This is a genomic window from Sporosarcina sp. FA15 (genome assembly GCF_051550195.1).
GTDB lineage: Bacteria > Bacillota > Bacilli > Bacillales_A > Planococcaceae > Sporosarcina > Sporosarcina psychrophila.
The window spans coordinates 296,914-318,209 of the sequence record NZ_CP188818.1; the positions used below are offsets into that span (position 1 = coordinate 296,914).

Below are 21,296 nucleotides of genomic sequence, written 5' to 3' on the forward strand. Positions count from 1 at the left end.
TCATGCGTGCAAAAACGAAATTAATCCACGGCGGTATTGTTGGAGATGCAACGACAGGTGCAGTTTCCACACCCATATATCAAGTAAGTACGTACAAGCAACAGACAGTCGGTCAATTTAACGGGTATGAATATTCACGTACAGGTAACCCAACTCGTCATGCGCTAGAAGTATTAATTAGCGATTTAGAAGGCGGAAAAGCGGGCTTTGCTTTTGGCTCCGGAATGGCAGCGATTAGTTCGGTTATGATGTTATTTAGTAAAGGTGACCATATTGTTCTAACAGACGATGTATATGGTGGAACATACCGTGTCATTACGAAAGTATTAAATCGCTTTGGCATCTCGGCAACATTCGTTGATTCTAGTGATATCACGAAAGTGGATGAAGCAATTAAAGAAAATACAAAGGCGATTTTCTTGGAATCCCCAACGAATCCACTGTTAAAAATAACGGATATTGAAGCTGTTACTAAGCTTGCAAAAGAAAAGGGATTGCTCACAATTGTCGACAATACGTTTATGACCCCATATTTTCAACAACCAATCGCTCAAGGCGCAGATATTGTATTGCATAGTGCGACGAAATATATCGGAGGTCATAGTGACGTCGTAGCAGGGCTTGTCGTGGTAGCAACAGAGAAACTTGCAGAGGATTTACATTTCATTCAAAACTCGGTGGGCGCTATTCTTGGGCCACAAGATTCATGGTTATTGATTCGCGGTATAAAAACGCTCGGACTTCGTATGGAAGAGCATAATGTGAATGCGCAGAAAATCGCGGAGTTTTTAGATGGACACGCGGCAGTGGGGAAAGTGTATTATCCGGGACTTAAAACACATCCGGGCCGAGAATTGATGACAAGGCAAGCGACCGGCTTCGGTGGTATGATTTCGTTCGATGTTGGAAGCGAAAAGAAAGCTGATGAGTTGCTTGCAAAATTGCGCTACTTTACGCTTGCGGAAAGTTTAGGAGCAGTTGAAAGCTTGATTTCTATACCTGCACGCATGACACATGCGTCAATTCCGCGTGAACGCAGATTGCAACTGGGGATTACAGATGGTCTTGTACGCATTTCGGTAGGAATTGAAGATGTGGAAGATTTACTTGAAGACTTGGCAAAAGCGTTAGCATAACAGTACGAAAAGCTATTCACATTCATCGTGAATAGCTTTTTTTCGTTCATATAAAAAAGACATTCAAAATTCTATACAGAAAATTTACACACTCTTTACAGGAAATTTACACGTATATGAGAAAATTGAGTATAAATTCCTGTGAGGTGGTTATTAAATTGAGTCGATTGGCACAAGAAGTCGTTAAGAAGATAAGATTTGGAAAAGTAAACTGGACGAATGTATCTTCTAGAGTTACCAACATCACATTTAAAACTCGATTACTTTTCGCAATTCTAACAATCCTGCTAATATCCACGGTTACAATAGGATTCACAGCATATGAAAAAATGACGAAAAGCACTATTGAACTCGTCTCTTCCCATTTGGAACGAGAGGTGACAATTGTCAATGATCTAGCGAAAACATTGATGTTGATACATATCGGGAATAAGGAAAATTTTATGTCTGCTCTTGAAGAGGTTGTTAAGAGGCAGCATGTATCCTTAACTCAAGATGGTTATAATGCAACGATGTTTTACTCAAAAGATGATCAACTGATTCCCTTTGCGGTTAGTAAAAATACGAATCTGAGTTTGTCCAATCAAATTGTGGAGAAAATCAAACAAGACGGTAAAGGTATTTTACATGAAACAATCCAAGGAAATCCGCATACTATCAGCTATTATCGTGTTCAAGAGTTAGGCGGGGAATTTGTTATTGTCGTTCCGGACAGTGATTATTTGGCGGATACGAAAGAAATGGGAACCCAAATTTTGATATCGATCCTAATTGCGTTAATCATCGCATTGTTACTGATTGCGCCGACGATTCACCGAATGACGAAACCGATAATTGTATTGCAACAAAAAATGCGCATGGTCAGGGAAGGGGATTTAGGAGTCGATTTGGCGATTCAATCTTCTACACCTGAATTCCAATCGCTCATTAAAAGCTTCAAGATGATGATTGAAAGTATGTCCTATATGCTCGTGGAAATAAAAAACACTAGTATACAACTAGCACAGACTGGAAGTCATTTAAACGTCAGCTCAACTGCACTGCTGACAAAAAATGATTATTTGAATGCTCAGGTTTCAGAGTTGGAGACGATTGCTGCAGAGACGGTTTCTGTATCAGCAACACAGCAGCAAGCCTTCCAGCAGATGAAAGTTCAAATGGCTACGTTGTTTAATGAAATGGAAGAAGTTTTTCATGAGTCAACGATTACAAAACAAGTCGTGAAAACAGGAGAGACTTCGACAATCGAGGCAGCAAAAATGATGAGAATCTTCTTCCGAAGTATGGAAAGTGTCATTCAAACGATTGATGACTTACATGAAAAGTTCATGTCCGTTTCTAGTGTAGTTAGCACCATTGATAGCATTACTGACCAAACGCGTATGCTTGCATTAAATGCGAAAATCGAAGCAACTAGAGCTGGAAAAGCAGGAGCAGGATTCTTAGTGGTAGCAAATGAGGTCCAACGATTAGCGGAGCAATCGGCTAACGCTACAGGAGAAATTAAAGGTACTATTTTAGAAATGGAACAATCCGTTGATAGGACTACTTTGAATATAGAAGAGATGCAAGTAGATGCAACAAATTTTGAAAGTATTACACAAGAAAATAGTGGGAATTTCAAGGCCGCTGCAGATCAAATCAAGGTATTGGATCGAAGGTTATTTGTTATGAAAGATCACTTGAACTCGTTGGAAAGCGGACTACCGTTATTGGAGGCATCTACGAAACAAGTAGAAAATGTTTCCGAAAAAAATAAAAGTAATGCAGCTCAAATGATGCGCGCATTTCAGGAACAATTTGAAGCGATGCAAGCTGTTGAAAAAACGGGGTCAGAGTTATCTTCTCTTTCCAATAAACTGTTGGTTAACGCCAATCAATTCACTACTTCAATTTGATTTACTGAATCGACGGATAGTAACCTGTATAATGAAAGAAACAAAATAGTCAAAGGGGGACTTTTCTTATGGCACAACATCACTTCCATTTAAAAGCTGACTGGCCAGGTTTACGGAATGATATAGGAACAATCGATGCGGGAAATTTAAAGACGGAGATTTCAATTCCAACCGAAATGGACGGGCCGGGAATTGGTACAAATCCGGATGAAATGCTGCTAGGTGCAGCGGCGACATGTTATATTATTACACTTGCGGCTATGATGGAGCGAAGTAAATTGGAGAAAGTCGCCTTGACGATGGAGTCAGTTGGTGTTGTCGATGTAACGAACGGTGTTATTACATATAAAAAGATTATTCATAAACCAGAAATCGTATTGAAAAAGGAGGCAACTGAAAAGGATGAAGCACTGGCACACAAGCTTGCGGAAAAAGCTGAAACGTCCTGTATGATTAGTCGTGCTATCAAAGGAAATGTAGAAATTGAGTTAGATACAACTGTAATAAAATAGAATGCTAAGATGTTCAAAAACCGTGCTCTATGGAGTGCGGTTTTATTTATATGGAAAAATAAGATTGTATTAAATGTAGATAAAGTGTATATTTGTTTATATAAAACTAATGTAAAGTGGAAGGTGTTTATGTTTAAGTGGATATGTCACTAGATTACTCGGTAGAAGTTATGGAAAAGGGATACATTGAAGAGAATCGCTATTATCGCTGCTTATTATGTGGTGAAGAAGTTGAAAAAGGAATCATTTATCCTGTAGGAGATGTACTTTTCACAGATTGGCGTTATATGGAACATCATATTGAAAGGACGCATGGTAGTGTTTTTGAACGATTACTCTCAGGTGGTAAGGAACAGACGGGGCTGTCCGACCAACAGTCGAAACTACTTTCTTTGATTTACGCAGGAAAGACAGATAAAGAAATTCAACAGGAACTGAAAATCGGAAGCATGTCGACGATTCGTAATCATCGTTTTTCATTACGCAAAAAAGAAAAACAAGCAAACACCCTGCTGGCTCTCATGAATTTAGTGAAACGGCAACAAGAAGTCGTAACAGATGAACCGAATATCGATAAGCCGAATGAGAAATCATTTGAACCTTCAACAGAATTAGCGCGCTATTTCTCTGAGGAGGATGGGCGTTTGAAAACACTACGTATGAAAGAGCAAGAAAAAAATCACCTGTTGGCAGAAATTGCGTTACTCTTCAAACCGAATAAAGTGTATTCAGAAGGTGAAGTCAATGCAATTTTGGTGACGATCTTCGAAGATTATATGCTGTTACGGCGGGAGATGGTCGACCGTGATGTGTTAACGCGTAATGCTGAAGGAAGTGCATATCGCCTTGTGCAAAGTTTAGAAAAAGGAGATGTCGATGAAATGGATTTTAAAAAAGAAATGAAATTGAAGGCGAAAGAAGATAAACCGAGTTATGGAATATTTCAAATCAAGAATGTAAAGAACGGGAAGCTTTTTGTAAATTCGACACCGAATTTCAAAACATTGAACGGATTAAAATTCATGTTAACTACCGGTGGGCATAAAAATAAAGAACTACAAACCGATTGGGATGAACAAGGAAAAGACAATTTTGAAATTGAAATACTTGAAACGATAGATGAAAAGGATTGGCAGGGGATTAGTAAAAGTAAAATCCTTGTGAAGCAGTTGGATAAGTGGTTAGAAGAGTTACAGCCATATGGAGAAAAAGGATACAATCGTATTAAAAAAATGTGATAGACAGTTAAAAAGACACTTCTGTTGATTAACCACTTATTTGTATAAAACACTGGTGAGTAAGGCTTGGACAAACCATTTGCACTGGACCATTTCGGGCTCGCTTTCGGCGAAATAATCACGACAGTTTTACCGAGGGGCATGCGTCACTTCTGGTCACGCTCTTTCCATTAATCTTGTTGAGAATAGTTGCCTGTCGCGTACCTACAATGTTCAAGTGAAAAATGCAGTTATGTTTTAAAGAAGCGAATAGATGACTTTGTATAGAGACTGTAAGTGCCCGAAGATGCAATTTCGGGCACTCTTTCACGTTGTACAATGTTGTTCCTTGCTTACTTTTAGCAAAGATTATGCATGTAATCATGTGGTCCTTTATATAAAGTGACACTTCTTTACTAGTCAAAAAGACGGCAATACACAGTTGTGTGTATTGCCGTCTTTTTCATGTCTACCAAGGCGCTTCTGCTTTTCTTAAAAGATAAGAAAGTATACGTTTTTTTGACTTATAATAGTGTCTAGCTCCAGGCGCCAGCCGCTCGGAGGCCCACAGGATGTGGGTCACCTAGCCATTGCCGCAGGACGCGGCGTACTTAGGCTAGGTTCCTTGAAAGCAATCCAGCTATGTGGCAAAGAGCGCCACGTCGCTGGATCGACTTATGCCTGTCGCGTCTAGAAGGCGCCTTCCGCTTTTCTTGTGTTCACTTATTTGGCGTATCCTGTTCAGGCTTTTTAATTGGCACGAGATTAAAAATATCATGATCTTCAAAAGCATCAACAAGACGATCAAGCCAATCGTAATAATCTCGTAGGTATAGTAATTTTTCAATATCTATAGTTACTTCTTCTCTCAATTCATCATCTATCGCGGGATCGTTCACAAGTCCTTCCAGTTCAGCCAAAGATCTTCTTATTGCAGCTGAATGAAAGGAAACAGATCTTCTCCACTTTATTGAAAATAGGTCGATAAAGCTTTGATACCAATCATCCTTCACTTGATAAAGGTCTTTTCGGACCCCTCTTTTCCAAGCACGTTCCACTAACTTCAAATCGGATAGTGCTCTGACAGATGTGCTCATGCTCGTTTTGCTCATCCCGAGTTCTTCTGTCATGTCATCCAATGTTAACGGCTCATTATGAAAAAACATCGTGCCATACTGTCTTCCAGCAGAAGGTGTAAGACCATAAAGATGTATATTTTGTGCGATGGATTCAATAATCCGCTCACGAGCTTTTTCAAGTTTTTCATTACCGTTCATACAACGTCTTCCCTCCACTATAACCGGCATTTATTAACCGATCCAGCTCATTTCTTATAGCGTATTATATCCTATCTTAAAAAGCAATTCGTAGCAATAAAAGTTCGTACAGTTTTTTCTGTACAAACCATTTAAATTGAGAAAACGGTTGTAATGCAAAAAAAAGACAGCTATACTAGAAGACATTCGTCAGTTTTGAAAATATAAGGAGTGTATGTATGAGTGAACAGATTGCCAGTAAGAAAATCCAAGTGATAAACACCACAAAGATTTTCGGTAAAAATGCGAAGCGGGCTTCCCAGCTTCTAAATGAAGGAAAAACAAAAGGTGAGATTTTGAAAGCCACCGGCGCAACAGTCGGGGTGAAAAATGCATCATTCGATGTGTACGAAGGTGAAATATTTGTCATTATGGGATTGTCAGGTAGCGGAAAATCAACGCTTGTTAGATTACTGAACAGGCTGATTGACCCAACAATGGGCAATATCCTGCTAGACGGTGAGGACATCGTTGGGATGAATAAAGAACAACTTCGTAATGTAAGGCGTAAGAAAATTGGAATGGTATTTCAAAACTTCGCACTCTTTCCCCACAAGACGATTCTTGAAAACGCGGAATATGGCTTAGAAATCCAAGGAGTAGCGAAGGCAGAACGTCAAGTCAAAGCGAAAGAATCCTTAGGACTAGTCGGACTTGCAGGATATGAAGATCAATTCCCTAGCCAGCTGAGCGGAGGCATGCAACAGCGTGTTGGTTTAGCGAGAGCGCTAGCTAATGGACCAGATATTTTGCTGATGGACGAAGCATTCAGTGCGCTTGATCCGTTAATCCGCAAAGATATGCAAGACGAATTATTGCAACTTCATAATGATATGGGGAAAACAATTATTTTCATTACGCATGACTTAGATGAGGCACTTCGTATAGGCGACCGCATTGCATTGATGAAAGACGGGGAAATTGTTCAAGTGGGTACGCCCGAAGAGATATTGATGAGTCCGTCGAATGAATATGTAGAACGCTTTGTTGAAGATGTGGATCTTTCTAAAGTATTGACAGCGGGACATATTATGAAAAAAGCAGAGACGGTTCAAATCGACCGTGGAGCGAGAGTAGCTCTTCGAATGATGAAACAACTTGGGATATCTTCAATTTACGTTGTCGATAAAGCAAAGCGTCTTTTAGGTGCGGTCACGGCCCAAGATGCGAGTTTGGCTATTGAAACAGGGAAGACACTTGAAGAAATAATGATTACCGACCTTCCGATGATTCTTCTGGATACCGTGCTAATCGATCTGTTCGATATCGTATCGACAGCGGTTATTCCGGTTGCAGTCGTTGATGAAAATAACAAGCTACAGGGAATTATTATTCGTGGTGCATTGATTGGTGCATTATCAGGTGATAATCAGTTTATCAATAATAACGGAACTTTCGATTCCGATGAACATACGGATACGGAGGCGAAGATAAATGGATAAATATTTACCTCGTTTGCCATTTGCGGAGTGGATTGACAATGGAGTCGATTGGCTCGTACTAACTTTCGGTACAGTGTTTGACGGGATTTCAGATTTTCTCAAAGGAATAGTTGAAGGATCAGTGGAATTGCTCGATATCGTGCCATCTATTTTACTTGCCGTGCTATTTGCCTTGCTTGCGTGGTTCGTATCTACTCGCCGCATTGCCATATTTACATTGTTCGGCTTGCTGTTCATCGATTACTTGGGTTATTGGTACCCGATGCTGCAAATGCTAGCGCTCGTACTCACCTCTGTATTCTTCGCACTGATAATCGGAATTCCAGTCGGTATCTGGGGATCACAACAAGCGACAGCAAGAAAAATCATCAATCCCTTATTGGATTTGATGCAAACCATGCCGGCTTTCGTTTATTTATTGCCAGCTATATTCTTCTTTAACATCGGGGTCGTCCCAGGTGTTGTGGCATCTGTTATCTTCTCAATGCCGCCAACAATTCGTTTGACAATGCTTGGAATAGAACAAGTTCCGAAAGATTTAATCGAAGCGACAGAAGCATTTGGTTCTACTACTTGGCAGAGATTGAGCAAAGTACAAATTCCGCTTGCAAAACCTACAATTATGGCGGGTGTCAACCAAAGTATTATGCTTTCCCTATCGATGGTCGTTATTGCATCGATGGTTGGTGCGCCAGGGCTTGGTGAAGAAGTTTATCGAGCTGTTACACAACTGAAAACGGGTGTTGGTTTTGAAACCGGATTGTCCATCGTTATCGTAGCCATCATTTTAGATCGCATCACGCAACACGCAGGAAAGAAAAAACAAGGGGGAACTAAACTATGAAATTAACAAAAAAAGTATTAGGACTTGGAGCGGTTGCTCTGCTTGCAGTAGGACTTGCTGCATGTGGCAGTGACAAGAATGAAGCAGACGGAGACTCCACGAAAACAGTTGGTGAATCAGTAGACTATAAGATTACAGGTATCGATCCAGGTGCAGGTATCATGGAAGCTACTGAAAAAGTACTTACAGAATATGACCTTACAGATTGGGATCTAACAACAGGTTCAAGTGCGGCAATGACAGCTTCACTGAAAAAAGCTTATGACAAAGAGCAACCGATTATCGTTACAGGTTGGACACCGCATTGGAAATTTGCGAAATACGATTTGAAATATCTTGAAGATCCAAAAGGTGTGTACGGTGGGGAAGAGCAGATCCGTACAATCGGAAGAATCGGATTAGCAGAAGATCTGCCAGAAGCGCACCAAATCTTATCGAAGTTCAACTGGACTGAAGAGGATATGGGAGAAATAATGGTAGCTATTCAAGAAGGTGAAAAAGAAGACGCGGCAGCACAAAAATGGGTTGAAGCAAATGAAGAAAAAGTGGCTGTATGGACAGAAGGCGTTGAAAAAGTTGACGGCGACAAGATCAAACTTGCTTACGTTGCATGGGACAGTGAAATCGCTAGTCATAACGTCATGAAAATTGTTTTAGAAGATATGGGTTATAAAGTGACATTAACACAAGTTGAAGCAGGTCCATTATGGACTGCAGTTGCTGACGGTAGTGCAGACGCATCGCTTGCAGCTTGGATGCCATTAACACATAAAACATATGCTGATAAATTCGAAGGTAAATTCGAAGAACTTGGCGTCAATATGGAAGGTGTCAAAGTCGGTCTTGTTGTACCACAATATATGGACATCGATTCGATTGAAGACTTGAAGAAATAAACAACAGAATTCTACTTCTATTTAAACGTAACTCGTTTTTCTAGCAGTATAAAACTTACATTAGCTAGCGTAATAACTAGAACAATGAACCCGGAAGAACGCTGTAATATGCAGCAGTTTTTCTGGGTTTATTGAGTGTGATTCTTATGACATAAGCTTCGAACTGAGAATGAAGAATGAACAGTATCTGCACAAATTGAACGGCAAAAAGGTAAGTGAACTGGAAATGTTGTGAAGTATTATGCTTTCCTTTTCATGATAGTTATTGCTTCAATGGCTGTTACACAATTGAAACCAGATTGTCCATTGTGGTCGTAGCAATCATTTTAGATTGCATCACGCAACGCACAGGAAAGAAAAAATAAGGGGGAATTACACGATGAAATTATCAAAAAAAGTCTTGGGACTTGGGGCAGTTGCTCTACTGGCAGTTGGACTTGCTGCATGTGGCAGTGACAAGAATGAAGCAGACGGAGACTCCACGAAAACAGTTGGCGAATCAGTAGACTATAAGATTACGGGTATCGATCCAGGTGCAGGAATTATGGAGGCGACTGAAAAAGCGCTGGTAGAATATGAACTTACAGATTGGAAGTTGACAACAGGTTCAGGCGCAGCTATGACAGCTTCACTAAAAAAAGCGTATGACAAAGAGCAGCCAATCATCATAACGGGCTGGACACCACATTGGAAATTCATGAAATTCGATTTGAAATACCTTGAAGATCCAAGAGGTGTGTATGGTGGAGAAGAACAAATCCGTACGATCGGGAGACTTGGTCTGCAAGAAGATTTACCAGAAGCACATAAAATCCTATCACAGTTCAAATGGACTGAGGAAGATATGGGAGAAGTTATGGTAGAGATACAAGAAGGTGAAAAAGAAGAAATAGCGGCACGAAACTGGATTGATGCAAACGAAGAGTTAGTGGCAGAATGGACAAATGGTGTGGAGAAGGTGGACGGCGATAAAATTAAACTGGCATATGCAGCATGGGACAGCGAAATCGCAAGCCATAACGTCATGAAACTTGTTCTGGAAGAAATGGGCTTTAAGGTTACATTGACACAAGTTGAATTAGGCCCGCTATGGACTGCGGTAGCTGACGGTAGTGCAGATGCATCACTTGCAGCTTGGTTGCCAATTACAGCTAAAACATACGCTGACAAATTCGAAGGTAAATTCGAAGAACTTGGCGTCAATATGGAAGGCGTTAAGATCGGTTTAGTGGTACCGAAGTATATGGACATCAATTCAATTGAAGACTTGAAGAAATAAATAATAGAATGTCAGTGTTATTTAAGCGCGAGCACTAGGATAGTAAACCCGGAAGAACGCTGCAATTCGCAGTGGTTTTCCGGGTTTATTATAAGTTGCAAATGCAATGGTATTCTTATTTCATCATACATAGAAGACTCAGTTCTGTTCAAACAGACTGAGTCTTTTTTGATTTTATGGAAGTAGTATGATAACTTTAAGTCGGCACGTATAAACAAACTCTTCGGGGCAAGGTGAAATTCCTTACCGGCGGTGATCGAGCATAGCTCGTCAGTCCGTGACCCGTCCTTCCTTGCTTGGAAGGCGGTGGAGCTGGTGAAATTCCGGCACCGACAGTTATAGTCTGGATGGGAGAAGTTGTTTGGATATGCGTGCTGTGCTTGCAGGCTCTGCCCTTTCAAAAAACGAAAGGGGGAATGCCAATGGACCCTCAACATTATATGAGACTTGCTCTTGAACTGGCGCGTAGTGCACAAGGACAAACCTCGCTGAATCCACTTGTTGGTGCTGTTTGTGTGAAAGACGGCCGGATTTTAGGGACGGGTGCGCACTTGAAAGCTGGGACACCTCATGCTGAAGTGCATGCGCTGGCAATGGCAGGTGCGAATTCTATTGGTGCGGATCTATACGTGACACTGGAACCGTGTGCCCATACTGGGAAAACACCTCCGTGTACAGATCTCATTATTTCATCTGGAATTCAACGTGTTTTTGTTGCGTCTATCGATCCGAATCCCTCCGTCAATGGAGCGGGAATCGGGCTTCTTAAAGTTGCTGGGATTGAAGTCATTACCGGCATTTTACAGGAAGAGGCAGAGCAGTTAAACCAAGCATTTTTTCATTTCATCAGATACGGGAAACCATACGTTACCTTGAAAGCCACCGCAACTCTTAACGGTAGACTTTCAACGCAGAACGGGGACAGCAAATGGATTACTTCGGCTGCATCACGAACCGATGTCCATCACCTCCGCCATACCCATGATGCTATTTTGGTAGACGTACAAACCGTACTTCACGATAACCCTTTCCTCACCACCCGTTTGCCCCATGGTGGAAAGAACCCAATTCGAATTAATTTAGACCGGCATCTCAGGACGCCAAATCAGCGAATGTTGTTACAGACGGCGCTATAGAAACAGTTATTTTTACTCTCGATTCAACACATTCTGAAACTACTTTTTTTGAACATCCTTTAGTTTCAATTAAAAGGATTTCAGAAAACGTATCTTTTTTGAATGAAGTTTTAAAACGTTTTGCTGATAAAGAAATCATGACAATGTTCGTTGAAGACGGTAGCAATGTTCATTTCAGTTTCATCAATAAAGGTCTCACAGATGAACTGTATTTGTATATGGCTCCGAAATTAATCGACAACGGTTCTTCATTGTTCATGAATGATACTTGGAACCTGATTGCAGAAGGCGAATCCTTGCGTTTTTTAGATGTGCGACAAATAGGGGACGATTTCAGCTTGGCGCCAGGTTTCTGAAGGAGGATTGACAGCAGTTGTTTACTGGAATTATTGAAGAAGTAGGAACAGTTTCAGCGGTTAGGCCAGCGGCGAATTCTTTGCAACTATCAATCCGTTGTAGCAAAGTGCTTAGCGATGTTAAAAAAGGCGATAGTCTGGCAGTGAATGGTGTCTGTTTGACGGTGTCAGATTTCTCAAGCAATCAATTTACAGCTGATGTCATGCCTGAAACTGTTAAAGCGACAACGCTTCAAGCATTGCGTACGGGAAGTCCGGTTAACTTAGAACGTGCGATGGCGGCGAATGGTCGTTTCGGCGGACATATAGTCAGTGGACATGTCGATGGCACTGGCGAAATTGTTTCGGTTAGACAAAAAGAAAATGCAATCTATATGGAAATCAGTATCGCAACTAAATTATTGAAGTATTTTATCCCAAAAGGTTCAGTAACTGTGGATGGAACATCACTTACTGTATTTGGTGTGACGAGTATTGGTTTTATCATCTCATTAATTCCAGTCACGCAAGGTGACTCAATCATCGGCCGAAAACGGGCTGGGGATCGAGTGAACGTAGAATGCGATATGCTCGCGAAATATATAGAACGGCTAATAACTACAGACAAAGAGAATCCAACTGGCGGTTTAACAATGGATACCCTTATCGCCAGTGGATTCCTCAGTTAAGGGGGCAAAGCAGATGTACTCTACCGTAGAAAAAGCAATTGAAGAACTAAAAAAAGGAAAAGCAATTATTGTCGTTGACGACGAAGACCGAGAGAATGAAGGTGACTTTGTTGCACTTGGTGAATTCGCTACACCCGAAATGATTAACTTTATGGCGACGGAAGGCCGTGGATTGATTTGCGTGCCGATAGACGAAGAGAAATCGCGACAGCTTGAACTCGGACTTATGACAGAAAATAATAGTGATGTGCACGGAACTGCATTTACAATTAGCATTGATCATGCGGATTGTCATACTGGAATCTCTGCATTTGAACGGTCGGAAACAGTATTAAGGATGCTAGGGACTGAAGCAGGTCCAACAGACTTTAGAAGACCAGGACATATATTTCCGCTAATAGCGAAGTCTGGCGGCGTCCTAAAGCGCTCTGGTCATACAGAAGCTGCTGTAGACCTCGCGAAGCTCGCGGGAGCAGAACCGGTCGGCGTCATATGTGAAATTATGAACGTCGATGGGACAATGGCGAGAGGTCCACAGTTGAAAGAGATAGCTGAACGATTTGATCTTGTTATCTTAACAATTCAGGAACTAATTGCTTATCGTCGCATCAATGAAAAACTTGTTGAGCGCATTGTAGATATTAGTCTGCCAACAGATTTTGGAGATTTTAAAGCAGTCGCTTTCGTTGAAAAAGAAACAGGGCATGAACATATTGCTTTGGTAAAAGGTGATATCGAAGATGCTGAAAATGTACTCGTCCGCGTTCATTCGGAATGTTTGACAGGCGATGTCTTTGGCTCATGTCGATGTGATTGTGGTCCGCAACTTCAAGCTGCACTTGCGCAGATTGAAAAAGCCGGAAGAGGCGTCTTACTCTATATGCGTCAGGAAGGTCGTGGAATAGGTCTCGTCAATAAAATGAAGGCCTACAAGCTGCAGGAAGAAGGATACGATACTGTTGAAGCCAATGAGAAATTAGGATTTCCAGATGACCTTCGAGATTACGGCATCGGTGCACAAATACTGCGGGATCTCGGTTTAACGTCGATTCATCTTCTGACGAACAACCCGCGTAAAATTGCTGGAATAGCAGGACACGGGTTAGAAATAACAGAGCGCATTCAAATCGAAATGCCTGTTAAAGTGGAGAACAAAATTTATATGGAAACAAAGAAAAATAAAATGGGACACTTATTGCATAATTGAGGGGGAATAATGATGAGAACAATTTATGAAGGACATTTAGTTGGAACAGGGCTTAAAGTTGGAATCGTGGTAGCAAGGTTCAATGAATTCATTACAGGAAAATTACTAAGCGGAGCGGAAGATGCATTGCTTCGTCACGGAGTAGCCGACAGTGATATCGCGGTTGCTTGGGTGCCAGGTGCCTATGAAATTCCGCTAATAGCGAAGAAGATGGCGGCTTCCGGTAAGTACGATGCAGTTATCACACTTGGAACAGTTATCCGCGGAGCAACACCGCATTTCGACTATGTGTGTAATGAAGTGGCTAAAGGGGTCGCGGCCATCAATCTGCAGGAAGGCATCCCGGTTATTTTCGGTGTCTTGACAACAGATACGATTGAACAGGCAATTGAACGTGCTGGAACGAAAGCTGGAAATAAAGGATGGGATGCAGGGAATGCAGCGATTGAGATGGCAAATTTGTTGAAACAGATATAATCGTTGTTAAATAGAAGGCACAGTTTTCGGTTATCCGGAAACTGTGCCTTTTTTAATATTTCAACACTCGCGTACATGTTAGTTAAGGAAATGTAGTAGTAGAGTGAATAATGTGGTTAGTTTTGAGAATTCCGAGGTATAAAGAATAAAGGAAAGGTTTTTTGAGGAAACTATTTTTTGACGAAGTGCATACAATGTTGTATGATGCTAATAACCAAGTAAGTTAATATGAATTAAGGAGAATGGGTATGAAGAAATTTAGTTTACGCGTAATTCTACTATTTACAGCAATCATTTTACTTGCTGCATGCGGAAACGCTAATAAAGGAAATACAAGTGGTAGTGAAGAGTCTAAAGGAAACGGTGATTCAGGAAAGAAAACTGAAGATTTACTTGTGAAAATACAGGATGAAGGCAAGTTAACAATCGGGACAGAAGGAACATATCCACCATTTACATTCCATGATGATAAAGGGGAACTTACAGGTTTTGACGTTGAAATCGCAAGAGAAATAGCGAAACGACTCGGGGTAGAGCCTGTATTTCTAGAAACGCAATGGGATGCGATTTTCGCAGGGCTTGACTCTAAACGGTTCGATATGATTGCAAACCAAGTAGGGATTCGTGAGGACCGTATTGAGAAATATGACTTTTCGGAACCGTACATTTCATCATCTGCAGTCCTCATTACAAATACTAGTAATAAAGATGTGACAAGCTTTGAAGATATTAAAGGGTTAAAGTCTGCGCAGTCATTAACGAGTAACTATGCAGACACTGCAAGATCTTACGAGGCTGAAATTGTGGGTGTTGAAGGATTTAACCAAGCTATTGAGCTCATCAATTCCAAACGTGTAGATGTAACGATAAATGATAATTTATCTTTCTTAGACTTTATGAAGCATAAACCAGATGCACCTGTCCAAATTGTGGCGACAGCAGATGACGTTTCACAAAGTGGTTTAATGTTTAGAAAAGGTAATGAAACACTTGTTAACGAAGTAAATAAAGCACTAAATGCAATGATTGAAGACGGAACATACTTAAAAATCTCCGAGAAATGGTTTGGTGAAGATGTCCTTAACTAATATTTTAGCTAACCCAGAGAAAGTACAAAGACTTCTAGATATTGCCCTAACATCCCTTTGGCCATTGCTGGAGGGAGCTCTTTACTATACGCTTCCTTTAACGTTTCTTTCTTTTTTCTTTGGAATTATTCTTGCAGTATTAACTGCGTTAGGAAGAATATCAACAAGCAAGCCGCTACAAATTATCGCAAGAATTTATGTATCTGCAATTCGTGGAACGCCTTTACTCGTACAACTATTTATTTTGTTTTTCGGATTGCCAACGGTCGGAATAGTTATAGATCCATTTCCAGCCGCCGTCTTCGGATTTTCATTGAATGTAGGGGCGTATGCTTCAGAAGTGATTCGCGCAGCAATACAATCGATACCGAAGGGACAGTGGGAGGCAGCACATACGATTGGCATGAACTATACCCAAACGCTTAGGCGAATCATTTTGCCGCAAGCAACGAGAGTATCTATCCCGCCTTTATCGAATACATTTATTAGTCTTGTGAAAGATACATCGCTGGCATCGCTTATTTTAGTGACAGAAATGTTTAGAAGGGCTCAAGAAATCGCTTCTGCAAACTATGAGTTTTTATTACTTTATACTGAAGCGGCGATTATCTATTGGCTCATTTGTTTTATCCTTTCCTTAATTCAAGACAGAATCGAACATCGGCTGGATCGATATGTGGCTAAGTGATAAGTTGAAAAAACAACTGTTAGAAGGTGCAAACTATGATTTCAATAAAAGGCTTGTATAAAAAGTTCGGGGACCTTGAAGTGTTAAAGGGAATTGATTTGGAAGTGAATAAAGGGGAAGTTGTAGTTGTCATAGGTCCATCAGGCTCTGGTAAAACGACACTGCTTAGATGTTTGAATATACTGGAAGTCCCGACAGCCGGGACTATAACCCTTGATGGCCACGAAGCAGACTTTTCTAAACGTGTAGCAAAAAAAGAAATTGACTATTTTAGAAGTGAAACAGGTATGGTGTTTCAGAATTATAATTTGTTTCCTCATAAGACTGCTCTTGAAAATGTGATGGAAGGGCCAGTCATCGTAAAAAAAGAAGCTAAAGATGTAGCACGGAAAAAAGCTGAGAACTTGTTAAATAAGGTTGGATTAGGTGATAAGTTCGACTTCTATCCTTTTCAACTATCAGGGGGGCAGCAGCAGCGGGTAGGGATTGCAAGGGCGTTGGCATTGGAACCAAAAGTAATGCTGTTTGATGAGCCTACATCTGCGCTAGATCCTGAATTAGTCGGTGAAGTGCTGCAGGTCATGAAAGATCTTGCCAATGAAGGAATGACCATGGTTGTCGTTACACACGAAATGCGTTTTGCACAAGACGCAGCCGACGAAGTTATTTTTATAGATAATGGAAAAGTAGTTGAGCGAAATAAACCGAGCGAACTATTTACAAATCCAAAAGAAGAACGAACCCGACAGTTTTTGAACTTAATTTCATAACTAAAATATACGAAAAGATAGCCGATACGCTTGGTTATCTTTTTTGTCTCAGATCGAGAACCTCGCTAAAATTGTTAACAATAGTTATGATAGAGGAGATGTTATTTTATGAAATGAGGCGATTTACATGAGTGAACAATCAAATGTAGTACTACCTAAAAAAACGTGTACGATTGAAAAGCTAGTTACGATACCCAAAGATGTTAAAAAAGTGCTGAATGGCGAAAAGACAGCTACTCGCCGTAATGGTGTTTATGCAGATCTTGGTGAAATTATGGTACTCGACGGTAAAGAGTTTAAAGTAGATACAATTTATTCACAGACGCTCGGCGAAATGACGGACGAACATGCACAACAAGAAGGTTACACAACGATGGAAGAATACAAACAATCTATTCTCGCGATGCATGATAAAATGCCATGGTTACCGGCGATGAGTGTTTGGGTGCATGAATATAGCCCAGTAGAGAAATGATGTTCTGAATGAATTCAGGAATCTATGGCGCGATTGTCTTTTTGCATGTTATCAGTGCTGTCCTTGCCATAGGTCCATTATTTCTATTGATGCCGATTATTAAGCGAGTGCGTGGCGTTGAAACGGACATTGAGCAAGTCTACTTGTCTATTATCAATGTTATCATTCGCTTGGTCATGCATGCAGGACATGTTCTCGTCTACACGGGTGTCCTTCTATTGGTATTTGGACCTTGGCCATGGTATACGTCATGGGTAATCATGACGCTTGCTGTTTTGCTACTATCTGGAGTTTTCCTAGCAAGAGGATTTACGGTTGTGCTACGAAGATTTAAGAATCCAGATGCTGATAAAAATAAGATACTTGATCGTTTAAATGGTACTTCATGGCTCTATATCGGCCTTATGCTAATCATGCTCTGGCTCATGGTTCAAAAACCGATGCTTTGGTAGATAACCCGCGATACATAGGAAAAGACGTGCATCTAACTGGTGCATGTCTTTTTTGATATTTAATTCTACAAGCATTTTGCCATAGCTTATGGCAATTGATGAAACTGTCATGGCAAGTACACGAACTGTCATAGCAATTGATGAAGCTGTAATGGCAAGTACACGAACTGTCATGGCAATCATTAAAACTGTCAGTGAAAGCCTGAACTGTCATGGCAATCGATGAAACTGTAATGGCAACCAATTAAAACTGTCAGTGTAAGCTTGGACTGTCATGGCAATCGATGAAACTGTAATGGTAAGTACGCGAACTGTCATGGCAACCATTAAAACTGTCAGTGTAAGCTTGAACTGTCATAGCAATCGTCAAAACTGTTGGGATGAGTCAACCTATAACCACTTGTAAGTAAAGCAGGCACATTATTTCATATTTCCGACTCCTTTTTGAAAGTAGTTCGTCTAGTAAGGGTGAGGGGCAGTGGAGAAAAGTCTAGAACAGCTTTATGTAGAATATAGTGATCGCATTTATCGATATATCTTTTTACAAGTCCGTCAGAAGGAGTTGGCGGAAGATCTGACCCAAGAAACTTTTTATAGAGCGTTCAAAAATATTCATTCGTTTAATAAACAAGCTAGTATGTTGACATGGCTATTGAAGATAGCTAGAAATGCTACGTATGATCATTTCAGGCGGAAAAGGATCATTCGATTTTTCAGTCTTGATAAAGATCTGAATGTGGATACAAGCAATCTTTCGCTGGAAGATGAATTACTGAAAAAGGATATGACTGTAAGGTTGTCCAATACGCTAGCTAGTTTGAAGCCAACCTATCGTGACGTCCTTATTTTACGGAAAATCAACGAAAGCTCGATCAAAGAAACAGCATATATCTTAGGGTGGACTGAGACAAAGGTGAAATCAACAATGGTGCGGGCATTTGCTGCGCTGAAAAAAGAAATGTACAGAATGGAGGGGGAGAACGGATGAATGACTTCGATGAATTTGATGGTGAGTTTAACGAGTTGAAGGATGTTGATAGATTAGAAACTGATCGAATGATTAGCTTGGAGAAAGTCATTGCTAAAAGTGGAAAAAAGAAATTTAACATGCTCCCACTAATTTTTTCTAGCTTTGCCATCTTTGCTGTTGGACTATTTTTAATGATGACGATTAAAGAGTATACATCTGAAGTTGAAAGTCAGAAAACAATCATTGATGATCAATCCGTCCCTGAAATTCCAATTGTCGAAGTAGAGTCAAATATGATCACTGTAGAATACGGAATAGATAATATGGACAAAGGAAATTACGATTATGAAACAATAGGTACTGGAAAAAGAATTGTAGTAGAGCCAAGAGTCTCTGGCTTTCAACGCGGGGACGTTATTTATTTTGCAACACCGAAGTATTCAAATGGAAATCCAAATTTAAATCTAGCAGGGAATTATATATCAAGAGTTGTGGGCTTACCAGGAGAGAGAATTGAAATTAGAGAAGGTCAGCTATATATTGATGAAATGAAACTAGAGTCTTTTTATTCATTTCCAACCGTAAGAGGAATGAATAAGGAAAAGTATTTTGAAACAGTCGATTCTCAAAATTCCTCTATGACTGAAGAAGATTTTGAAGAAAGCATGGAAGCCATTTTAGTACCAGAAGGCACAGTATTTGTGCTGGGGGACCAGTGGTGGAGAAGTATAGACAGCCGTCACTTCGGACCTTTATCATTAAGCCAAGTGGAAGGGAAAGTAATAGGATATGGAATTGAATAATAAAATAATATGCCTGATAGCCTATTATTTAGGGGATCATAAATAGTTTAAATTTAAATCGTCTGTAATTGAAAAAAGCTCACCAAGTCACATTCATTGTGATTTGGTGAGCTTTTAACATCATAAGTTACTTTGAACATAGGACAGACGTTGTGCAATTTCATTTGCAATTTTCATGCCATGAAAGCGTCCGTCTTCAATGTAAACACGATTTGTAATGCCACCCGTTACAACGCCAGAAAGAAAAACGTTCTTGACATTTGATTCATATGTCTCTTGATTAAAGGAAGGAACTAATGAAGAGAGGTCAGTTTGAATTCCAATGCTTTGAAGCAGAGAGATATTGGGTTGATAACCGATGAGGGAAAATACATAGTCATTTTGAAGTGTAACTGTTCCGTCAGAAGAGTTTATGCGAATAGTTGATTCATCGATAGCAGCAATACTGGAATTGGGATGAAAATCAATTTTTCCTTTTTTAAGAAGGTTACGCATATCTAATAACAACGATGGTTTAATGCCTTCTAAGACAGTTTCTCCACGATGGATAAGTGTAACCTTGGCCCCATTACGATAAAGATCAATAGCAGCTTCAATTGCTGAATTTTTACCACCCACAACTGTAACATGTTGTCCATAATAGAGGTGACCTTCTTTATAGTAATGTGATACCTTCGCTAGATTATCTCCGTCTACACCTAGTTGTCTTGGCGTATCGAAAATTCCTGTTGCAATAACAATCATCTTCGCTTCGTAAGGAATGGTGTTGCCATTACGATCTTCTGCGTGGACAGTAAAGGATGCTACATTCTTTGAAATAGAATTAACCTTTTGATAGCACTTAATATTAATTTCTTGTCTCTCAGTTACAAGACGATAATATTTTAATAGTTCAGTTCGATTTGGACGGACATCTTGAGATAGGAATGGAATGTTGCCGATTTCTAAGCGGTCAGAAGTACTATAGAAAGTCATGTGTAATGGACAGTTGACAATGGAATTGACAATCGCCTCTTTTTCAATAATCACATAAGAAAGTCCTTTTTCTTGTAGAGCAAGACCCGTTGATAAGCCACACGGACCACCGCCAATAATAACAACATCATACATACAATAAATATCCTCCTTAAAGTTTTACATAAACAATGGTTAAAAGCATTAATTTTTTAGGAATGTTGCATGCATGAATAATGCAACAATGCTGTATAAGCCTTGCCCGTTAGTATGCTCAGACGAGTGGGAAGAAATACTTAATTAATTGTATATAACTTGTTTTACGCACTGGAAAAGGAGTTAATATATTTTGCTAGCGAACTATCCTATAAGACCTTGCCTCATTTAGACATACCGAGCATGAAAGGTTTGCATGATTTAGGTGATACAGCAAGACTTCTATACGATTTTCATGCAATAACTGGACAATGGGAAGAAAGCAAAGCACAAAACGAGAAAAATCACCTTGATTTAGCAAAGGAATTAAAAACAGTGGAAGCTATGATTATATAGTGAATAAGTTGTAAGAAAATGGAAAATAAAAAAGGGGATAGTACTTGGAGTTTTCATAATAGGATCAAAAGAGGAGTTATTGAAAGTAGAAGAAAACAATAGCATTAGGGGTGATTGTAAGGGGAAGATAGTGTCTACAAAGCAACACAATAGCCATTTG

The 21,296-nt window shown here is 40.1% G+C and carries 22 protein-coding genes, 1 pseudogene and 1 riboswitch; of the genes and pseudogenes, 21 read left to right on the plus strand and 2 right to left on the minus strand.

Going from position 1 to position 21,296, the window contains the following annotated elements; translation table 11 throughout:
- The first annotated feature begins 2 nt into the window (after positions 1-2).
- From ACP8HG_RS01525 to ACP8HG_RS01540, 4 genes are all read left to right on the plus strand, one after another.
- Positions 3-1,136, plus strand: a complete 1,134-nt coding sequence (locus ACP8HG_RS01525) for a bifunctional cystathionine gamma-lyase/homocysteine desulfhydrase (RefSeq protein ID WP_399631449.1) — start codon at positions 3-5, stop codon at positions 1,134-1,136.
- A gap of 158 nt (positions 1,137-1,294) precedes the next feature.
- Entirely contained in the window at positions 1,295-3,034 is a 1,740-nt protein-coding gene (locus tag ACP8HG_RS01530) for a methyl-accepting chemotaxis protein (protein WP_438298092.1), read from the plus strand.
- 68 nt (positions 3,035-3,102) lie between these two features.
- Positions 3,103-3,546 carry an OsmC family protein gene (locus tag ACP8HG_RS01535; RefSeq protein WP_340741733.1) on the plus strand — a complete coding sequence of 148 codons (444 nt, stop codon included), beginning with the start codon at positions 3,103-3,105 and terminating at the stop codon, positions 3,544-3,546.
- 143 nt (positions 3,547-3,689) lie between these two features.
- Positions 3,690-4,784 carry a DUF2087 domain-containing protein gene (locus ACP8HG_RS01540; protein ID WP_354313782.1) on the plus strand — a complete coding sequence of 365 codons (1,095 nt, stop codon included), beginning with the start codon at positions 3,690-3,692 and terminating at the stop codon, positions 4,782-4,784.
- 698 nt (positions 4,785-5,482) lie between these two features.
- Here ACP8HG_RS01540 and ACP8HG_RS01545 read toward each other — a convergent pair.
- Positions 5,483-6,040 (minus strand): GbsR/MarR family transcriptional regulator, encoded by a 558-nt coding sequence (locus ACP8HG_RS01545; protein ID WP_187047173.1) that lies wholly within the window; start codon positions 6,038-6,040, stop codon positions 5,483-5,485.
- A 218-nt stretch (positions 6,041-6,258) separates the two neighbouring features.
- Here ACP8HG_RS01545 and ACP8HG_RS01550 point away from each other — a divergent pair, with 218 nt between their 5' ends.
- From ACP8HG_RS01550 to lepB, 16 genes and pseudogenes are all read left to right on the plus strand, one after another.
- Entirely contained in the window at positions 6,259-7,521 is a 1,263-nt protein-coding gene (locus ACP8HG_RS01550; RefSeq protein ID WP_067207174.1) for a quaternary amine ABC transporter ATP-binding protein, read from the plus strand.
- Positions 7,514-8,365 (plus strand): ABC transporter permease, encoded by an 852-nt coding sequence (locus ACP8HG_RS01555; protein ID WP_067207181.1) that lies wholly within the window; start codon positions 7,514-7,516, stop codon positions 8,363-8,365. The genes ACP8HG_RS01550 and ACP8HG_RS01555 overlap by 8 nt, the downstream gene beginning before the upstream one ends.
- A complete protein-coding gene (locus ACP8HG_RS01560; RefSeq protein WP_438298093.1) occupies positions 8,362-9,261 on the plus strand; it encodes a glycine betaine ABC transporter substrate-binding protein in 900 nt (299 codons plus the stop codon). The genes ACP8HG_RS01555 and ACP8HG_RS01560 overlap by 4 nt, the downstream gene beginning before the upstream one ends.
- Before the next feature lie 379 nt (positions 9,262-9,640).
- On the plus strand, positions 9,641-10,540 hold the full coding sequence (locus tag ACP8HG_RS01565; protein ID WP_438298094.1) for a glycine betaine ABC transporter substrate-binding protein: 900 nt from the start codon (positions 9,641-9,643) through the stop codon (positions 10,538-10,540).
- Positions 10,541-10,755: 215 nt separating this feature from the next.
- A riboswitch (FMN riboswitch) is annotated at positions 10,756-10,903 on the plus strand.
- Positions 10,904-10,980: 77 nt separating this feature from the next.
- Positions 10,981-12,032, plus strand: a pseudogene (gene ribD / locus ACP8HG_RS01570) (bifunctional diaminohydroxyphosphoribosylaminopyrimidine deaminase/5-amino-6-(5-phosphoribosylamino)uracil reductase RibD).
- A gap of 17 nt (positions 12,033-12,049) precedes the next feature.
- Positions 12,050-12,700 (plus strand): riboflavin synthase, encoded by a 651-nt coding sequence (ribE, locus tag ACP8HG_RS01575; protein ID WP_340765477.1) that lies wholly within the window; start codon positions 12,050-12,052, stop codon positions 12,698-12,700.
- Between the two features lie 13 nt (positions 12,701-12,713).
- Positions 12,714-13,907 carry a bifunctional 3,4-dihydroxy-2-butanone-4-phosphate synthase/GTP cyclohydrolase II gene (locus tag ACP8HG_RS01580; RefSeq protein ID WP_338653065.1) on the plus strand — a complete coding sequence of 398 codons (1,194 nt, stop codon included), beginning with the start codon at positions 12,714-12,716 and terminating at the stop codon, positions 13,905-13,907.
- A 12-nt stretch (positions 13,908-13,919) separates the two neighbouring features.
- Positions 13,920-14,384 carry a 6,7-dimethyl-8-ribityllumazine synthase gene (ribH, locus tag ACP8HG_RS01585; protein ID WP_067207194.1) on the plus strand — a complete coding sequence of 155 codons (465 nt, stop codon included), beginning with the start codon at positions 13,920-13,922 and terminating at the stop codon, positions 14,382-14,384.
- Positions 14,385-14,632: 248 nt separating this feature from the next.
- A complete protein-coding gene (locus ACP8HG_RS01590; RefSeq protein WP_342537831.1) occupies positions 14,633-15,472 on the plus strand; it encodes an amino acid ABC transporter substrate-binding protein in 840 nt (279 codons plus the stop codon).
- A complete protein-coding gene (locus tag ACP8HG_RS01595) occupies positions 15,459-16,160 on the plus strand; it encodes an amino acid ABC transporter permease (RefSeq protein WP_067207199.1) in 702 nt (233 codons plus the stop codon). The genes ACP8HG_RS01590 and ACP8HG_RS01595 overlap by 14 nt, the downstream gene beginning before the upstream one ends.
- Positions 16,161-16,195: 35 nt before the next feature.
- Positions 16,196-16,930: an amino acid ABC transporter ATP-binding protein gene (locus ACP8HG_RS01600; protein ID WP_067207201.1), complete on the plus strand. Its 735-nt coding sequence runs from the start codon at positions 16,196-16,198 to the stop codon at positions 16,928-16,930.
- A gap of 127 nt (positions 16,931-17,057) precedes the next feature.
- Positions 17,058-17,405: an ASCH domain-containing protein gene (locus ACP8HG_RS01605; protein ID WP_067207202.1), complete on the plus strand. Its 348-nt coding sequence runs from the start codon at positions 17,058-17,060 to the stop codon at positions 17,403-17,405.
- A gap of 8 nt (positions 17,406-17,413) precedes the next feature.
- Complete coding sequence (locus ACP8HG_RS01610) at positions 17,414-17,857, plus strand: hypothetical protein (RefSeq protein WP_067207205.1); 444 nt, start codon at positions 17,414-17,416, stop codon at positions 17,855-17,857.
- An 88-nt stretch (positions 17,858-17,945) separates the two neighbouring features.
- Positions 17,946-18,083, plus strand: coding sequence for a hypothetical protein (locus ACP8HG_RS01615; protein ID WP_438298095.1), 138 nt, complete (start codon positions 17,946-17,948; stop codon positions 18,081-18,083).
- A gap of 252 nt (positions 18,084-18,335) precedes the next feature.
- Positions 18,336-18,845: an RNA polymerase sigma factor gene (locus tag ACP8HG_RS01620; RefSeq protein WP_438298096.1), complete on the plus strand. Its 510-nt coding sequence runs from the start codon at positions 18,336-18,338 to the stop codon at positions 18,843-18,845.
- Positions 18,842-19,630, plus strand: coding sequence for a signal peptidase I (gene lepB, locus ACP8HG_RS01625; RefSeq protein WP_438298097.1), 789 nt, complete (start codon positions 18,842-18,844; stop codon positions 19,628-19,630). The genes ACP8HG_RS01620 and lepB overlap by 4 nt, the downstream gene beginning before the upstream one ends.
- A 120-nt stretch (positions 19,631-19,750) precedes the next feature.
- Here the strand turns inward: lepB and ACP8HG_RS01630 are convergent, their stop codons facing one another.
- Positions 19,751-20,740 carry a YpdA family putative bacillithiol disulfide reductase gene (locus ACP8HG_RS01630; RefSeq protein WP_438298098.1) on the minus strand — a complete coding sequence of 330 codons (990 nt, stop codon included), beginning with the start codon at positions 20,738-20,740 and terminating at the stop codon, positions 19,751-19,753.
- A gap of 159 nt (positions 20,741-20,899) precedes the next feature.
- Between ACP8HG_RS01630 and ACP8HG_RS01635 the strand changes: the two genes are divergently transcribed.
- Entirely contained in the window at positions 20,900-21,136 is a 237-nt protein-coding gene (locus ACP8HG_RS01635; protein WP_438298099.1) for a hypothetical protein, read from the plus strand.
- Positions 21,137-21,296: the final 160 nt, after the last annotated feature.

What these genes read in the sequence shown, in the direction of transcription:
- ACP8HG_RS01555 (WP_067207181.1), top strand. Translation starts at nt 7,514, where the DNA reads ATGGATAAATATTTACCTCGTTTGCCATTTGCGGAGTGGATTGACAAT.
- ACP8HG_RS01545 (WP_187047173.1), bottom strand. Translation starts at nt 6,040, where the DNA reads ATGAACGGTAATGAAAAACTTGAAAAAGCTCGTGAGCGGATTATTGAA.
- ACP8HG_RS01630 (WP_438298098.1), bottom strand. Translation starts at nt 20,740, where the DNA reads ATGTATGATGTTGTTATTATTGGCGGTGGTCCGTGTGGCTTATCAACG.
- ACP8HG_RS01580 (WP_338653065.1), top strand. Translation starts at nt 12,714, where the DNA reads ATGTACTCTACCGTAGAAAAAGCAATTGAAGAACTAAAAAAAGGAAAA.
- lepB (WP_438298097.1), top strand. Translation starts at nt 18,842, where the DNA reads ATGAATGACTTCGATGAATTTGATGGTGAGTTTAACGAGTTGAAGGAT.
- ribH (WP_067207194.1), top strand. Translation starts at nt 13,920, where the DNA reads ATGAGAACAATTTATGAAGGACATTTAGTTGGAACAGGGCTTAAAGTT.
- ACP8HG_RS01605 (WP_067207202.1), top strand. Translation starts at nt 17,058, where the DNA reads ATGAGTGAACAATCAAATGTAGTACTACCTAAAAAAACGTGTACGATT.
- ACP8HG_RS01560 (WP_438298093.1), top strand. Translation starts at nt 8,362, where the DNA reads ATGAAATTAACAAAAAAAGTATTAGGACTTGGAGCGGTTGCTCTGCTT.
- ACP8HG_RS01590 (WP_342537831.1), top strand. Translation starts at nt 14,633, where the DNA reads ATGAAGAAATTTAGTTTACGCGTAATTCTACTATTTACAGCAATCATT.
- ACP8HG_RS01615 (WP_438298095.1), top strand. Translation starts at nt 17,946, where the DNA reads ATGGCAATTGATGAAACTGTCATGGCAAGTACACGAACTGTCATAGCA.
- ACP8HG_RS01535 (WP_340741733.1), top strand. Translation starts at nt 3,103, where the DNA reads ATGGCACAACATCACTTCCATTTAAAAGCTGACTGGCCAGGTTTACGG.
- ACP8HG_RS01610 (WP_067207205.1), top strand. Translation starts at nt 17,414, where the DNA reads ATGAATTCAGGAATCTATGGCGCGATTGTCTTTTTGCATGTTATCAGT.
- ACP8HG_RS01565 (WP_438298094.1), top strand. Translation starts at nt 9,641, where the DNA reads ATGAAATTATCAAAAAAAGTCTTGGGACTTGGGGCAGTTGCTCTACTG.
- ACP8HG_RS01600 (WP_067207201.1), top strand. Translation starts at nt 16,196, where the DNA reads ATGATTTCAATAAAAGGCTTGTATAAAAAGTTCGGGGACCTTGAAGTG.
- ACP8HG_RS01525 (WP_399631449.1), top strand. Translation starts at nt 3, where the DNA reads ATGCGTGCAAAAACGAAATTAATCCACGGCGGTATTGTTGGAGATGCA.
- ACP8HG_RS01595 (WP_067207199.1), top strand. Translation starts at nt 15,459, where the DNA reads ATGTCCTTAACTAATATTTTAGCTAACCCAGAGAAAGTACAAAGACTT.
- ACP8HG_RS01540 (WP_354313782.1), top strand. Translation starts at nt 3,690, where the DNA reads ATGTCACTAGATTACTCGGTAGAAGTTATGGAAAAGGGATACATTGAA.
- ACP8HG_RS01550 (WP_067207174.1), top strand. Translation starts at nt 6,259, where the DNA reads ATGAGTGAACAGATTGCCAGTAAGAAAATCCAAGTGATAAACACCACA.